Source organism: Enterobacter asburiae, assembly GCF_024599655.1.
Lineage (GTDB): Bacteria > Pseudomonadota > Gammaproteobacteria > Enterobacterales > Enterobacteriaceae > Enterobacter > Enterobacter asburiae_D.
Window position 1 is genome coordinate 4,653,143 of record NZ_CP102247.1, and the last position, 14,025, is coordinate 4,667,167.

Consider the following 14,025-nt stretch of genomic DNA (forward strand, 5'->3'; position numbering starts at 1 on the left):
GGGGTTAACCCGGCACCAGTGACCTGTTTGAGCGAGAATTACTCGTCTTCCAGTTCGATGTTGATACCCAGCGAACGAATCTCTTTCAACAGTACGTTGAAGGATTCTGGCATGCCCGGTTCCATCTGATGGTTGCCGTCCACGATGTTTTTATACATCTTGGTACGACCGTTCACGTCATCAGACTTAACGGTGAGCATTTCCTGCAGGGTGTATGCCGCGCCGTATGCTTCCAGCGCCCACACTTCCATCTCCCCGAAGCGCTGACCACCGAACTGTGCCTTACCACCCAGCGGCTGCTGAGTAACCAGGCTGTAAGAACCGGTAGAACGAGCGTGCATCTTGTCGTCGACCAGGTGGTTCAGTTTCAGCATGTACATGTAACCTACGGTTACCGGACGCTCGAACTGTTCACCGGTACGGCCGTCAAACAGCGTAATCTGACCAGACGTTGGCAGACCACCCAGTTGCAGCAGCTCTTTAATTTCAGCTTCTTTCGCACCATCGAAGACCGGTGTTGCGATTGGCATACCTTTTTTCAGGTTCTCAGCCAGACGCAGCACTTCTTCATCGCTGAAGGTATTCAGGTCGACTTTCTGACGCACGTCGGTACCCAGATCGTAGGCACGCTGGATGAATTCGCGCAGTTTCGCGACTTCTTCCTGCTGCTTCAGCATGGCGTTAATCTTGTCGCCGATACCTTTCGCAGCCATACCCAGGTGAGTTTCCAGGATCTGACCGATGTTCATACGAGACGGTACGCCCAGCGGGTTCAGTACGATATCTACCGGCGTACCGTTAGCATCGTGCGGCATATCTTCGATCGGGTTGATCTTAGAGATAACACCCTTGTTACCGTGACGACCTGCCATCTTATCACCAGGCTGGATCTGACGTTTAACGGCCAGATACACCTTAACAATCTTCAGCACGCCTGGTGCCAGATCGTCGCCCTGAGTGATTTTGCGGCGTTTCGCTTCGAGTTTTTTCTCGAACTCGTGTTTCAGTTCGTCATACTGCTCAGCCAGCTGTTCCAGCTGATTTTGTTTCTCTTCGTCGGTCAGGCCCAGTTCCAGCCAGCGATCGCGTGGCAGTTTGTCGAGCTTCTCAGCTTCAACGCCACCGGCAACCAGCACCGCATAGATACGGCTGAACAGACCCGCTTCGAGGATCTGCAGTTCTTCAGACAGGTCTTTCTTAGCCTGTTTGAGCTGCATCTCTTCGATTTCCAGCGCACGCTTATCTTTCTCAACGCCGTCACGGGTGAAGACCTGAACATCGATAACCGTACCGGAAACACCGTTTGGTACGCGCAGAGAAGAGTCTTTAACGTCAGACGCTTTCTCACCGAAGATTGCACGCAGCAGTTTCTCTTCTGGCGTCAGCTGGGTTTCACCTTTAGGCGTAACCTTACCAACCAGAATGTCGCCGCCGGTCACTTCCGCACCGATGTAAACGATACCGGATTCATCCAGTTTGGAGAGCGCAGCTTCACCCACGTTAGGGATGTCAGCGGTGATCTCTTCTGGCCCCAGCTTGGTGTCACGAGACACACATGCCAGTTCCTGAATGTGGATGGTGGTGAAACGATCTTCCTGAACCACACGCTCGGAGACGAGGATGGAGTCTTCGAAGTTGTAACCGTTCCACGGCATGAACGCTACGCGCATGTTCTGACCGAGCGCCAGTTCACCGAGGTCGGTGGACGGACCGTCTGCCAGCACGTCGCCGCGCTCAACTGGCTCACCCAGAGATACGCAAGGCATCTGGTTGATACAGGTGTTCTGGTTAGAACGGGTGTATTTGGTCAGGTTATAAATGTCGATACCTGCTTCGCCCGGATACATCTCGTCTTCGTTAACTTTGATAACGATACGGGATGCATCGACGTACTGAACAGTACCGCCACGTTTAGCAACCGCAGTAACACCGGAGTCAACGGCAACAGCACGTTCCATACCGGTACCAACCAGCGGCTTATCAGCGCGCAGAGTTGGAACGGCCTGACGTTGCATGTTCGCACCCATCAATGCACGGTTGGCGTCATCGTGTTCCAGGAACGGGATCAGGGACGCACCGACGGATACCACCTGCTGGGTGGATACGTCCATGTAGTCAACCTGGTCGCGGCTGAACAGGCTTGATTCGCCTTTGCTACGGCAGGTAACCAGATCTTCTACAAAGTGGCCTTCGTCATCCAGGTTGGAGTTCGCCTGAGCGATAACGTAGTTGCCTTCTTCAATAGCAGACAGGTAATGAATTTCGTCGGTTACAACACCGTCAGTCACTTTACGGTACGGGGTCTCGAGGAAACCGTATTCGTTAGTCTGTGCGTACACGGACAGGGAGTTGATCAGACCGATGTTTGGACCTTCAGGCGTTTCGATTGGACATACGCGACCATAGTGCGTCGGGTGTACGTCTCGAACTTCAAAGCCTGCACGTTCACGGGTCAGACCGCCTGGGCCGAGTGCAGAGATACGACGTTTGTGCGTAATCTCAGACAGCGGGTTGTTCTGGTCCATGAACTGAGACAGCTGGCTTGAACCGAAGAACTCTTTCACTGCTGCAGAAATCGGCTTGGCGTTGATCATATCCTGAGGCATCAGGGTATCCAGATCGCCCAGAGACAGACGCTCTTTCACCGCACGCTCTACACGTACCAGGCCAACGCGGAACTGGTTTTCCGCCATTTCGCCTACGGAACGGATACGACGGTTGCCGAGGTGGTCGATATCGTCCACTTCGCCTTTACCGTTACGGATATCGATGAGCTTCTTCATCACTTCAATGATGTCGTCTTTGCTCAGGATACCGGAACCTTCGATTTCGTCGCGCAGCAGAGAACGGTTGAACTTCATACGACCAACCGCGGACAGATCATAGCGGTCTTCGGAGAAGAACAGGTTCTCGAACAGGCTTTCCGCCGCTTCGCGAGTTGGTGGCTCACCAGGACGCATCATGCGGTAGATTTCTACCAGCGCGCTCAGACGATCGGTGGTTGGGTCGACGCGAATAGTCTCAGAGATATACGCGCCGTGGTCCAGATCGTTGGTGAACAGCGTTTCGATACGTTTGTGGCCAGACTGGCTCAGCTTAGCCAGCAGATCCAGGCTCAGCTCCATGTTCGCTGGGCAGATCAGCTCACCCGTTGATTCATCAACGTAATCTTTCGCGGCTACTTTTCCTGCAATGTACTCAACCGGAACTTCGATGAGTTTGATATCATCTTTTTCCAGCTGGCGGATGTGGCGCGCGGTGATACGGCGACCTTTTTCCACATACACTTTGCCGTCGGCTTCGATGTCGAACGACGCGGTCTCACCACGCAGACGTTCCGGCACCAGCTCCATCTGCAGCTTGTTGTCGCGGATTTCAAAGATCACTTTCTCAAAGAACAGGTCCAGGATCTGTTCAGTGGTGTATTGCAGCGCACGCAGAATGATGGTTGCAGGCAGCTTACGACGACGGTCGATACGGACAAACAGGTTGTCTTTCGGATCGAACTCGAAGTCCAGCCATGAACCACGGTAAGGAATGATGCGTGCGTTATACAGTACTTTACCGGAAGAGTGTGTTTTACCTTTATCGCTGTCGAAGAAGACGCCCGGGCTACGATGCAGCTGGGAAACGATAACACGCTCAGTACCGTTGATAACGAAAGTACCGTTGTCTGTCATGAGTGGAATTTCACCCATGTAGACTTCTTGTTCTTTAATGTCTTTTACGGTGCCTTCCGGCGCTTCGCGCTCGTAGATCACCAGACGCAGTTTTACGCGCAGCGGTGCGGAATAGGTCACGCCACGGATCTGACATTCCTGAACGTCAAACACCGGTTCGCCAAGGCGGTAGCTGACGTACTGCAGCTCGGAGTTACCGCTGTAGCTCTGAATCGGGAACACGGAGCGGAAGGCTGCTTCCAGACCGTACTGCCCTTCAGGATCTTGCTCGATAAACTTCTGGAACGAGTCAAGCTGGATAGAAAGGAGATATGGAATGTCCAGAACTTGTGGACGTTTACCAAAATCCTTACGAATACGTTTTTTCTCGGTATAGGAGTAAACCATAGGGTTCCTCAGCTCGCTGACAAGTCGACCCATCTGTCCGACGAAGGGACAGTTTGTGCAACACCATTTTGTGGACCGGAAAATTGAATACTTTCCGCAATACCTGTTGCTATCACGCTTAAATCATTTCGTCGCGATTTACACAGAGCGAGCACCCTGTCGCAATATATTAAGTCGTCGATAGAAACATGCATTGTCAGGACAATCAGCAGTCAAACAGTGTGAAATGCTACTGATGCCTTACAGCGCAAAAAGGCTGGTGACTAAAAAGTCACCAGCCATCAGCCTAATGACTTAGGCTGCAACCAGAAAAGTTGGCTTATTTAACTTCAACTTCAGCGCCAGCTTCTTCCAGAGATTTTTTCAGTGCTTCTGCGTCGTCTTTGCTCACGCCTTCTTTCAGCGCAGCTGGAGCAGATTCTACCAGGTCTTTAGCTTCTTTCAGACCCAGGCCAGTTGCGCCACGTACTGCTTTGATAACAGCAACTTTGTTAGCGCCAGCAGCTTTCAGAATTACGTCGAATTCAGTTTTTTCTTCAGCAGCTTCAGCCGGGCCCGCAGCTACAGCTACAGCAGCAGCAGCAGAAACACCGAATTTTTCTTCCATTGCAGAAATCAGTTCTACAACGTCCATTACGGACATAGCTGCAACTGCTTCAATGATTTGATCTTTAGTGATAGACATTTAAATTGTTCCTGAAAATCAGAATAAGTTTATACGTAAGCGAATGCTTTATAAAGATAACTGCGATTAAGCAGCTTCTTTCGCATCGCGAACAGCAGCCAGAGTGCGAACCAGTTTGCCAGCCGAAGCTTCTTTCATGGTTGCCATCAGGCGTGCAATTGCTTCTTCGTAGGTCGGCAGGGTTGCCAGGCGATCGATTTGCGATGCCGGGATCAACTCACCTTCAAAGGCTGCAGCTTTGACCTCAAATTTTGCATTCGCTTTCGCGAACTCTTTGAACAGACGAGCAGCAGCGCCCGGGTGTTCCATAGAGTATGCAATCAGGGTCGGACCAACAAACGTGTCTTTCAGGCACTCGAACTGAGTACCTTCAACTACGCGACGCAGCAGGGTGTTACGAACAACACGCATGTATACGCCAGCTTCACGACCTGCTTTACGCAGTTCAGTCATTTTGTCTACAGTAACGCCACGGGAATCCGCAACTACTGCAGACAGCGCGCCTTTGGCTACTTCGCTGACTTCAGCAACAATCGCTTGTTTGTCTTGAAGATTTAAAGCCATTAGCTTTGCTCCTGGATGTTTGCCGGAACTCATGTTCCGGAACTCACTTCACTCTTCCCAACGGAAAGAGCGTCTTAATACGGTGAGCAGAAACAAGCCAGAGTATCCAAAAATAATCTTAGCGTTCTGTCACCGTCTACGCAGGGGATTAAGTCTCTTACGAAACACCTGCGGTCTTCGACGGAGGCCTGGATTAGGCCAGGCTCCAACGAACAAATCTTTTAGCCGCTAACTTTCGTTAGCAAACGTGGGGGTAAGATTGTAGACAAAATCACCGCCCACGTAAAGGCATTAGTTTGCAGCAGCGCTCAGGCCAGCCTGGTCAACTGCAACACCTGCACCCATGGTGGTGGAGATGCTAACTTTCTTGATGTACACGCCTTTCGCCTGAGTTGGTTTTGCTTTTTTCAGCGCAACCAGCAGAGCTTCCAGGTTTTCTTTCAGTTTGTCAGCGTCAAAGTCCACTTTACCGATGGTGGTGTGGATGATGCCGTTTTTGTCGTTACGATAACGAACCTGACCTGCTTTAGCGTTCTTAACAGCTTCAGCAACGTTAGGAGTTACAGTACCAACTTTCGGGTTTGGCATCAGGCCGCGTGGACCCAGAACCTGGCCCAGCTGGCCAACAACGCGCATTGCATCTGGAGAAGCAATAACAACGTCAAAGTTCATTTCGCCTTTCTTGATCTGATCAGCCAGATCTTCCATACCTACCAGTTCAGCGCCGGCAGCTTTAGCAGCTTCAGCGTTTGCACCCTGAGCAAATACAGCTACGCGAACGGAACGGCCAGTACCGTGTGGCAGTACAGTTGCGCCACGAACGTTCTGATCGGATTTACGAGCGTCGATGCCGAGGTTAACGGCAACGTCAACGCTTTCAACGAACTTAGCAGTTGCCAGTTCTTTCAGCAGAGCGATAGCTTCGTTGATGTCGTACTGTTTGGTCGCATCAACTTTGTCACGGATCACGGACATGCGCTTGGTCAGTTTAGCCATTTCTTAGTCCTCCACTACCAGGCCCATGGAACGTGCAGTACCTTCGATTGAGCGAGTCATCGCTTCAATGTCGGCACCAGTCATGTCGGCAGCTTTGGTCTGCGCGATTTCCTGCAGTTGAGCGCGGGAAATTTTACCCACTTTGTCTTTGTTCGGTTTACCGGAACCAGACTTGATACCAGCCGCTTTCTTCAGCAGAACTGCTGCTGGAGGGGTTTTGGTAACGAAAGTGAAAGAACGGTCAGCGTAAACAGTGATTACGACTGGGATTGGCAGACCTTTTTCCAGGGATTCGGTTTTGGCGTTGAACGCTTTACAGAATTCCATGATGTTCACACCCTGCTGACCCAGAGCTGGACCAACTGGTGGACTTGGGTTCGCCATACCAGCTGCAACCTGCAGCTTGACGTAGGCTTGTACTTTCTTAGCCATTCTAAAATCCTCTGATTGGGTAATAGCGCCTCAGGGAGGCTCCCCGTGAATAAAATTCGTTTTACGGGCCGGGGCCCATAAAAACAAAAGGCGCGAAATTGTATTCCAATCTCGCGCCCTGTGCAACGATTAAATCGCCGCTTTTTTGATCGCTGCTTAGGCTTTTTCGACCTGCGCAAAGTCCAGTTCTACCGGGGTCGCACGACCGAAGATAGAAACAGAAACTTTCAGGCGGGACTTCTCGTAGTCCACTTCTTCAACGACGCCGTTAAAGTCAGCAAACGGACCGTCGCTAACACGAACCATTTCACCCGGTTCAAACAGCGTTTTAGGACGCGGCTTATCACCCACCTGCTGCAGGCGGTTCATAATCGCATCAACTTCTTTGTCGCTGATTGGCGCCGGACGGTCAGACGTGCCGCCGATAAAGCCCATCACGCGCGGTACGCTGCGCACCAGGTGCCAGCTCGCGTCGTTCATCACCATCTGAACCAGCACGTAACCCGGGAAGAATTTACGCTCGCTTTTGCGACGTTGGCCGCCACGGATCTCAACCACTTCTTCGGTCGGAACCATAACTTCACCAAACAACTCTTCCATGTTGTGTAATTTGATATGCTCACGCAGCGACGTTGCTACGCGGCCTTCAAAACCGGAAAACGCCTGAACGACGTACCAACGCTTTTTAGGGGCTTCAGACATCTTAGAACCTCAGGCCAGTAATAAAGGAAACCAGGCGAACCAGAATACCATCCAGTCCCCACAGGATCAGTGACATTACAGCGGTAACCGCCGCTACGATCAGCGTGGTGTGCAATGTTTCCTGGCGAGTCGGCCAAATGACCTTGCGGACTTCGGTACGCGCTTCACGTGCAAAAGCAACGGTTGCTTTACCTTTAGTCGTCAACAGCGCGACACCGCCCGCTGCAGCAATCAGAATCACCACTGCCAGCGCGCGGAGCGGCAGCATCATGTCACGATAAAGATAGTTGCCAACGATTGCCACAATCAGCAGCACGGCAACAGCGACCCACTTCATCGCTTCCAGGCCGCGCCCGCTCCCTTGAGCTTCGGTATTCGCACTCATAAACCAACCTGTCAGAAGAATTCTACAAATAATTTCACCCCGCGATTGCGAGGCGAGCCAAATCGAAATAATCCCTTTATGGATTATACGCTCTCTGCAGAGCCTGTCTCAGCAATGATTATGACAAAAATAATCACTGATGAGCCAGGTTCTGATGTGAAAGCGTGCAAAAAGGGCATCAAATGATGCCCTTTTCATGCGCATTGCGTCAAATGTTATCAGCGATTAGCCGAGAACTTTAGCAACCACGCCCGCGCCAACGGTACGGCCACCTTCACGGATTGCGAAACGCAGACCGTCGTCCATCGCGATTGGGTGGATCAGAGTCACAACCATCTTGATGTTGTCGCCTGGCATTACCATCTCAACGCCTTCTGGCAGTTCGATGGTACCGGTCACGTCAGTTGTACGGAAGTAGAACTGTGGACGGTAGCCTTTGAAGAACGGAGTATGACGGCCGCCTTCGTCTTTGGACAGAATGTACACTTCAGATTCGAACTTGGTGTGTGGCTTGATTGAGCCTGGCTTCGCCAGAACCTGACCACGTTCGATTTCTTCACGTTTGATACCACGCAGCAGAACACCAACGTTCTCACCAGCACGGCCTTCGTCCAGCAGTTTGCGGAACATTTCAACGCCAGTACAGGTAGACTTCGCAGTCTCTTTGATACCAACGATTTCAACTTCTTCGCCAACTTTGATGATACCGCGCTCTACACGACCGGTAACAACGGTACCACGACCGGAGATGGAGAATACGTCTTCGATTGGCAGCAGGAATGGCTTGTCAATCGCACGCTCTGGTTCTGGGATGTAAGAATCCAGGAAGCCAGCCAGTTCGATGATTTTCGCTTCCCACTCAGCTTCGCCTTCCAGCGCTTTCAGAGCAGAACCACGAACGATTGGAGTATCGTCGCCTGGGAAATCGTACTGAGACAGCAGTTCACGAACTTCCATCTCTACCAGTTCCAGCAGCTCTTCGTCATCGACCATGTCGCATTTGTTCAGGAACACGATGATGAAAGGAACGCCTACCTGACGACCCAGCAGGATGTGCTCACGAGTCTGAGGCATTGGGCCGTCAGTCGCAGCAACAACCAGGATCGCGCCGTCCATCTGCGCAGCACCGGTGATCATGTTTTTAACATAGTCGGCGTGGCCTGGGCAGTCTACGTGTGCGTAGTGGCGAGTCGGGGTGTCGTACTCAACGTGAGAGGTGTTGATGGTGATACCACGAGCTTTTTCTTCTGGTGCGTTATCGATCTGGTCGAATGCGCGAGCAGAACCACCGTAGGTTTTTGCCAGAACGGTAGTGATTGCAGCGGTCAGCGTTGTTTTACCATGGTCAACGTGGCCGATAGTACCGACGTTAACGTGCGGTTTTGTACGTTCAAACTTTTCTTTAGACATCGATTGTCCCTCTAAGACACGGATAAATCGGTGATATCACCACATCAACCAGGCGAAATGCCTGAATTGTTGAATACAGTAAAATTGAAACAGAGAGAAACGGGAAGGAGAAGTGAAGTGGTGCTGATACCCAGAGTCGAACTGGGGACCTCACCCTTACCAAGGGTGCGCTCTACCAACTGAGCCATATCAGCACGTATTGGAGCGGGCAGCGGGAATCGAACCCGCATCATCAGCTTGGAAGGCTGAGGTAATAGCCATTATACGATGCCCGCATCCTGAAACTCGGCTACCCAGTTCTTTCTGTAACAAAAAAAGAGATTTCTCTCTTTTTCAGTTTGAGCTGGCTAATTTTTCCAACCAGCTCCGGCGGCATTTACGCTGCCAGAAAGTGGTGGTGGGGGAAGGATTCGAACCTTCGAAGTCTGTGACGGCAGATTTACAGTCTGCTCCCTTTGGCCGCTCGGGAACCCCACCGGACTTGATGGTGCCGACTACCGGAATCGAACTGGTGACCTACTGATTACAAGTCAGTTGCTCTACCTACTGAGCTAAGTCGGCATCAAGTAGCGCGCATTCTATGGATACCTGCGCGGTCATGCAACTAAAAATTTGCATAAAACGTTCTTTCGCTCACATTTTATGCGAAGAGCGCATCAGACGCTGTAAAAGTAGTCATTTGAGGTCAAATATTCAACATATCAGCGTGATTTGCACCGTATTCACCGTAGCGTGACGGCTTCCGCGTTACGCAGCGCTTTCCATCTTTTTTCTTATTATTCCTGTCATCTGGTGTTAACCTCCTGCCCATTGTCCAAAATTAACTGTGTGATGAGCCACGATCCGGCAGTGTGATGCTGGCTCACTGAAGCATGCTTATGAGCAAAAAAGAGCAAACGTTAATGACGCCTTATCTTCACTTTAACCGCAGCCAGTGGGCTGCCCTGCGTGATTCCGTCCCTATGACGCTGACGGAAGGTGAAATCGCACGGTTAAAAGGGATAAACGAAGACCTGTCCCTGGAAGAGGTGGCAGAAATTTATCTCCCCCTCTCTCGCTTGCTTAACTTCTATATCAGCTCGAACCTGCGCCGTCAGGCCGTGCTGGAGCAGTTCCTCGGGACGAACGGTCAACGCATTCCTTATATCATTAGTATTGCAGGCAGCGTGGCCGTGGGTAAAAGTACCACCGCGCGCGTCCTGCAGGCGCTGTTGAGCCGCTGGCCGGAACACCGCAGCGTGGAGCTGATCACCACCGATGGCTTCCTGCACCCGAACGAGGTGTTAAAAGAACGCGGATTGATGAAGAAGAAAGGCTTCCCGCTTTCTTATGATATGCACCGTCTGGTGAAATTTGTCTCTGACCTGAAATCCGGCGTGCCGCACGTGACTGCGCCAGTCTATTCGCACCTGATCTACGATCGCATCCCGGGTGGGGATAAAACCGTGGTCCAGCCGGACATTCTGATTCTGGAAGGTCTGAACGTGCTGCAGAGCGGGATGGACTATCCTCACGACCCGCATCACGTATTCGTCTCGGATTTCGTCGATTTCTCCATTTATGTCGATGCGCCGGAAGACCTGCTGCAAAACTGGTACATCAACCGCTTCCTGAAGTTCCGCGAAGGGGCGTTCACCGACCCGGATTCCTATTTCCACCACTACGCTCAGCTTTCTGAAGAAGAAGCAGTCAACGTGGCCACGGGACTGTGGAACGAGATCAACTATGTGAACCTCAAAGAGAACATCCTGCCGACGCGCGAGCGTGCGAGCCTGATCCTCACCAAAAGCGAGAAGCACGCCGTCGACCAGATTCGCCTGCGGAAATAATCAAGCAGACATAAAAAAACCGGCTTAGCGCCGGTTTTTTTTCATTATGCCTGTGGTTTCTCGCCATTTTCATCCTGATCGACCGCGAAGCAGGCAACCAGTTGGCCGCCATAATCCTTCAGCTGCGGCTGGAGCTGAGTGCACGGGCCAAAGCGGCGACTGCAGCGGGCGTTGAATGCGCATCCCGGAGGTGGATTCAGCGGACTTGGCAGCTCACCCGTCAGCTTAATACGCTCACGACGATCGTCCGGATTCAGACGCGGCGTCGCGGACAGCAGCGCCTGGGTATACGGGTGACGAGGGTTATTAAAGATCTGGTCTTTGGTCCCCTTCTCCACGCAGCGCCCCAGGTACATCACCATCACTTCATCAGCAATGTGCTCCACCACCGACAGGTCATGGGAGATAAACACGTAAGAGAGCCCCAGCTCCTGCTGGAGATCCATCATCAGGTTCAGCACCTGCGCACGCACGGATACGTCGAGCGCGGAGACCGGCTCATCGGCAATCACCACCTCCGGATCGAGCATCAGCCCACGGGCGATAGCGATACGCTGACGCTGGCCGCCGGAGAACATGTGCGGATAGCGGTCGTAATGCTCGGTTTTGAGGCCGACCTTCGCCATCATCGCCAGCGCTTTTTCACGGCGCTGCTCTTTGCTCAGATTACTGTTGATCAGCAGCGGCTCTTCCAGAATCTGCCCGACTTTTTTACGCGGGTTCAAAGAGCCATACGGGTTCTGGAACACAATCTGGATTTTCTGGCGACGCAGCTTCTGCGCCTGCGGATCGTGCTTGAGCAGATCCTGCCCCTGATAATAGAGCTCCCCGCCGGTCGGCACTTCAATCATCGTCAGCAGACGGCCCAACGTGGATTTACCGCAGCCTGACTCCCCCACCACCGCCAGCGTTTTACCGCGTTCGAGGTTAAAAGAGACGCCGTCCAGCGCTTTCACCAGGCGTTCAGGGGCAAACAGTCCCTTCTTCACCGGGTAGTATTTTTTCAGATCGATGGCCTGCAACAGCGGTTGTTGCGTGGTGGCCTGTTGCGTACTCATAGTGTTGGCCTCCCGGCATCATCGAGTGGGTAGTGGCATTTCGACTGACGACCGTCAGCAAGCTGGTTCAGCTCTGGCTCTTCTGCCCGGCATTTATCCGTCGCATACGGACAGCGCGGATTGAGCAGACACCCCTGCGGACGGTCATATTTACCCGGTACCACACCCGGCAGCGACGCCAGACGAGCTTTGTCCTGGGCAAACTCCGGCAGAGCGCGTAAAAGCGCCTGGGTATACGGGTGACGCGGCGCGCGGAAAATATCGTGTGAATTTCCGGTTTCGACCACCTGACCGGCATACATCACGATGATTTTGTGCGCGGCTTCAGCCACCAGCGCCAGATCGTGCGTAATCAGCACCAGCGCCATATTCTCTTTCTGCTGCAGCTCCAGCAGCAGCTCGATGATTTGCGCCTGAATGGTCACATCCAGCGCCGTCGTCGGTTCATCCGCAATCAGCAGTTTTGGTCGACAGGCAATCGCCATCGCGATCATCACGCGCTGGCTCATCCCACCGGAGAGCTGATGCGGGTAAACGTCCAGCCGCGATGCCGGGTCAGGAATACCCACCTGGTTCAGCAGATCGATCGCGCGCTGACGACGGGTTTTCTTATTCCCGCCCTGATGCACCTTAATCGCTTCCATAATCTGGAAACCAACGGTGTAGCAAGGGTTCAGGCTGGTCATCGGGTCCTGGAAAATCATCGCCACTTCCGCGCCCACCAGCTGGCGGCGCTGTTTCTCAGAAATGCGCTTCAGGTCCTGACCGTTGAACTGCAGGTTTTCCGCCATCACGCGGCCCGGGTAATCAATCAGCCCCATGATCGCCAGTGAGCTCACTGACTTACCGGAACCGGACTCCCCGACAATGCCAACCACTTCGCCCTGATTTACGCTGTAGCTGATGCGGTCCACGGCGCGAAACGGGGTGCCTTCGTCGCCGAAGTGCACCGATAATTTATCTACATTTAATAACGCCATCTCGTGCCTCTTACTGCTTCAGTTTGGGATCAAGCGCATCACGCAGGCCATCACCCATCAGGTTAAATGCCAGCACCGTCAGCAGGATTGCCAGACCCGGGAAGGTGACAACCCACCAGGCGCTTTGTGCGAACTGCAACACATCGGAGAGCATGGTGCCCCACTCCGGTGTTGGCGGCTGTGCACCCATGCCCAGGAAGCCAAGAGCGGCCATATCAAGAATGGCGTTAGAGAAACCGAGCGACGCCTGAACAATCAGCGGCGCAAGGCAGTTAGGGAAGATATTAACGAACATCTGTCGCATCGCACCGGCACCCGCCACGCGAGACGCGGTGACGTAATCGCGGTTCACTTCCACCAGCACCGCCGCACGCGTTAAACGCACGTAGTGAGGAAGCGCCACGAAGGTCAACGCCAGCGCGGCGTTACCAATCGACGGGCCGAAGATCGCCACCAGCACCAGCGCCAGCAGCAGGCTTGGCAGCGCCAGCATGATGTCGACGATACGCATGATGATGTTATCAACGATGCCGCCGAAGTAACCGGCAACCAGGCCGAGTACAACGCCCATGATCAGCGACAACACAACAACGAGACAGCCGACCAGCAGCGACAGGCGCGCGCCGTACATCAGGCGCGACAGCACGTCGCGGCCCACGTCATCGGTACCGAGCAGGTGCGTCAGGCTACCGCCGTCCTGCCACGCAGGCGGCGCGAGCAGCGCATCGCGAAACTGGTCCGCCGGGTTATACGGTGCGAGGAAGTTCGCAAACACCGCAATCAGGATCATGATTACGACATACACCAGTCCTACCACCGCGCCTTTATTGCGCTTGAAGTAGTGCCAGAACTCCTGCAGCGGCGTCATAGGAACCGGTGCAGCGACCACTTTATTTTGAGTGACTTGTGACATGATG

At 53.0% G+C, this 14,025-nt stretch carries 12 protein-coding genes and 4 tRNA genes; 1 reads left to right on the plus strand and 15 read right to left on the minus strand.

Annotation, left to right across the window (positions count from 1 at the left end; all coding sequences use genetic code 11):
* Positions 1-38 precede the first annotated feature (38 nt).
* The 12 genes from rpoB to NQ230_RS22150 all read right to left on the minus strand — a co-directional run bounded on the left by rpoB (position 39) and on the right by NQ230_RS22150 (position 9,802).
* Positions 39-4,067 (minus strand): DNA-directed RNA polymerase subunit beta, encoded by a 4,029-nt coding sequence (gene rpoB, locus NQ230_RS22095; protein WP_023334099.1) that lies wholly within the window; start codon positions 4,065-4,067, stop codon positions 39-41.
* A gap of 319 nt (positions 4,068-4,386) precedes the next feature.
* The gene (gene rplL, locus NQ230_RS22100) at positions 4,387-4,752 is read right to left on the minus strand and encodes a 50S ribosomal protein L7/L12 (RefSeq protein WP_006176746.1); all 366 of its coding nucleotides are present in this window, start codon (positions 4,750-4,752) and stop codon (positions 4,387-4,389) included.
* Between the two features lie 66 nt (positions 4,753-4,818).
* Entirely contained in the window at positions 4,819-5,316 is a 498-nt protein-coding gene (gene rplJ, locus NQ230_RS22105) for a 50S ribosomal protein L10 (protein WP_001207203.1), read from the minus strand.
* Between the two features lie 291 nt (positions 5,317-5,607).
* A complete protein-coding gene (gene rplA, locus NQ230_RS22110; protein ID WP_006810530.1) occupies positions 5,608-6,312 on the minus strand; it encodes a 50S ribosomal protein L1 in 705 nt (234 codons plus the stop codon).
* A gap of 3 nt (positions 6,313-6,315) precedes the next feature.
* The gene (rplK, locus tag NQ230_RS22115) at positions 6,316-6,744 is read right to left on the minus strand and encodes a 50S ribosomal protein L11 (protein WP_008503452.1); all 429 of its coding nucleotides are present in this window, start codon (positions 6,742-6,744) and stop codon (positions 6,316-6,318) included.
* Between the two features lie 156 nt (positions 6,745-6,900).
* A complete protein-coding gene (gene nusG / locus NQ230_RS22120) occupies positions 6,901-7,446 on the minus strand; it encodes a transcription termination/antitermination protein NusG (protein WP_002438628.1) in 546 nt (181 codons plus the stop codon).
* A 1-nt stretch (position 7,447) separates the two neighbouring features.
* On the minus strand, positions 7,448-7,831 hold the full coding sequence (secE, locus tag NQ230_RS22125) for a preprotein translocase subunit SecE (protein ID WP_014068449.1): 384 nt from the start codon (positions 7,829-7,831) through the stop codon (positions 7,448-7,450).
* 225 nt (positions 7,832-8,056) lie between these two features.
* Positions 8,057-9,241, minus strand: coding sequence for an elongation factor Tu (gene tuf, locus NQ230_RS22130; RefSeq protein ID WP_014068448.1), 1,185 nt, complete (start codon positions 9,239-9,241; stop codon positions 8,057-8,059).
* 118 nt (positions 9,242-9,359) lie between these two features.
* Positions 9,360-9,435: transfer RNA gene (locus NQ230_RS22135), tRNA-Thr, on the minus strand.
* 6 nt (positions 9,436-9,441) lie between these two features.
* Positions 9,442-9,516, minus strand: a tRNA-Gly gene (locus tag NQ230_RS22140).
* Between the two features lie 117 nt (positions 9,517-9,633).
* Positions 9,634-9,718: transfer RNA gene (locus tag NQ230_RS22145), tRNA-Tyr, on the minus strand.
* A gap of 8 nt (positions 9,719-9,726) precedes the next feature.
* Positions 9,727-9,802 (minus strand) — tRNA-Thr (locus NQ230_RS22150).
* A gap of 317 nt (positions 9,803-10,119) precedes the next feature.
* Here NQ230_RS22150 and coaA point away from each other — a divergent pair.
* The gene (gene coaA / locus NQ230_RS22155; protein ID WP_121425960.1) at positions 10,120-11,070 is read left to right on the plus strand and encodes a type I pantothenate kinase; all 951 of its coding nucleotides are present in this window, start codon (positions 10,120-10,122) and stop codon (positions 11,068-11,070) included.
* Between the two features lie 44 nt (positions 11,071-11,114).
* Here coaA and dppF read toward each other — a convergent pair whose 3' ends face one another.
* The 3 genes from dppF to dppC are packed head-to-tail and all read right to left on the minus strand — an operon-like array spanning position 11,115 to position 14,021.
* Positions 11,115-12,128: a dipeptide ABC transporter ATP-binding subunit DppF gene (gene dppF / locus NQ230_RS22160; RefSeq protein ID WP_257259197.1), complete on the minus strand. Its 1,014-nt coding sequence runs from the start codon at positions 12,126-12,128 to the stop codon at positions 11,115-11,117.
* Positions 12,125-13,108, minus strand: a complete 984-nt coding sequence (dppD, locus tag NQ230_RS22165) for a dipeptide ABC transporter ATP-binding protein (protein WP_008502772.1) — start codon at positions 13,106-13,108, stop codon at positions 12,125-12,127. The genes dppF and dppD overlap by 4 nt, the downstream gene beginning before the upstream one ends.
* A 10-nt stretch (positions 13,109-13,118) precedes the next feature.
* Complete coding sequence (dppC, locus tag NQ230_RS22170) at positions 13,119-14,021, minus strand: dipeptide ABC transporter permease DppC (RefSeq protein ID WP_029742039.1); 903 nt, start codon at positions 14,019-14,021, stop codon at positions 13,119-13,121.
* Positions 14,022-14,025: the final 4 nt, after the last annotated feature.

Bases quoted from the DNA above. Each gene is read 5' to 3' on its own strand.
- dppC (WP_029742039.1), bottom strand. From the start codon at position 14,021: ATGTCACAAGTCACTCAAAATAAAGTGGTCGCTGCACCGGTTCCTATG.
- dppF (WP_257259197.1), bottom strand. From the start codon at position 12,128: ATGAGTACGCAACAGGCCACCACGCAACAACCGCTGTTGCAGGCCATC.
- coaA (WP_121425960.1), top strand. From the start codon at position 10,120: ATGAGCAAAAAAGAGCAAACGTTAATGACGCCTTATCTTCACTTTAAC.
- rplK (WP_008503452.1), bottom strand. From the start codon at position 6,744: ATGGCTAAGAAAGTACAAGCCTACGTCAAGCTGCAGGTTGCAGCTGGT.
- secE (WP_014068449.1), bottom strand. From the start codon at position 7,831: ATGAGTGCGAATACCGAAGCTCAAGGGAGCGGGCGCGGCCTGGAAGCG.
- rpoB (WP_023334099.1), bottom strand. From the start codon at position 4,067: ATGGTTTACTCCTATACCGAGAAAAAACGTATTCGTAAGGATTTTGGT.
- dppD (WP_008502772.1), bottom strand. From the start codon at position 13,108: ATGGCGTTATTAAATGTAGATAAATTATCGGTGCACTTCGGCGACGAA.
- rplA (WP_006810530.1), bottom strand. From the start codon at position 6,312: ATGGCTAAACTGACCAAGCGCATGTCCGTGATCCGTGACAAAGTTGAT.
- rplL (WP_006176746.1), bottom strand. From the start codon at position 4,752: ATGTCTATCACTAAAGATCAAATCATTGAAGCAGTTGCAGCTATGTCC.
- tuf (WP_014068448.1), bottom strand. From the start codon at position 9,241: ATGTCTAAAGAAAAGTTTGAACGTACAAAACCGCACGTTAACGTCGGT.
- rplJ (WP_001207203.1), bottom strand. From the start codon at position 5,316: ATGGCTTTAAATCTTCAAGACAAACAAGCGATTGTTGCTGAAGTCAGC.
- nusG (WP_002438628.1), bottom strand. From the start codon at position 7,446: ATGTCTGAAGCCCCTAAAAAGCGTTGGTACGTCGTTCAGGCGTTTTCC.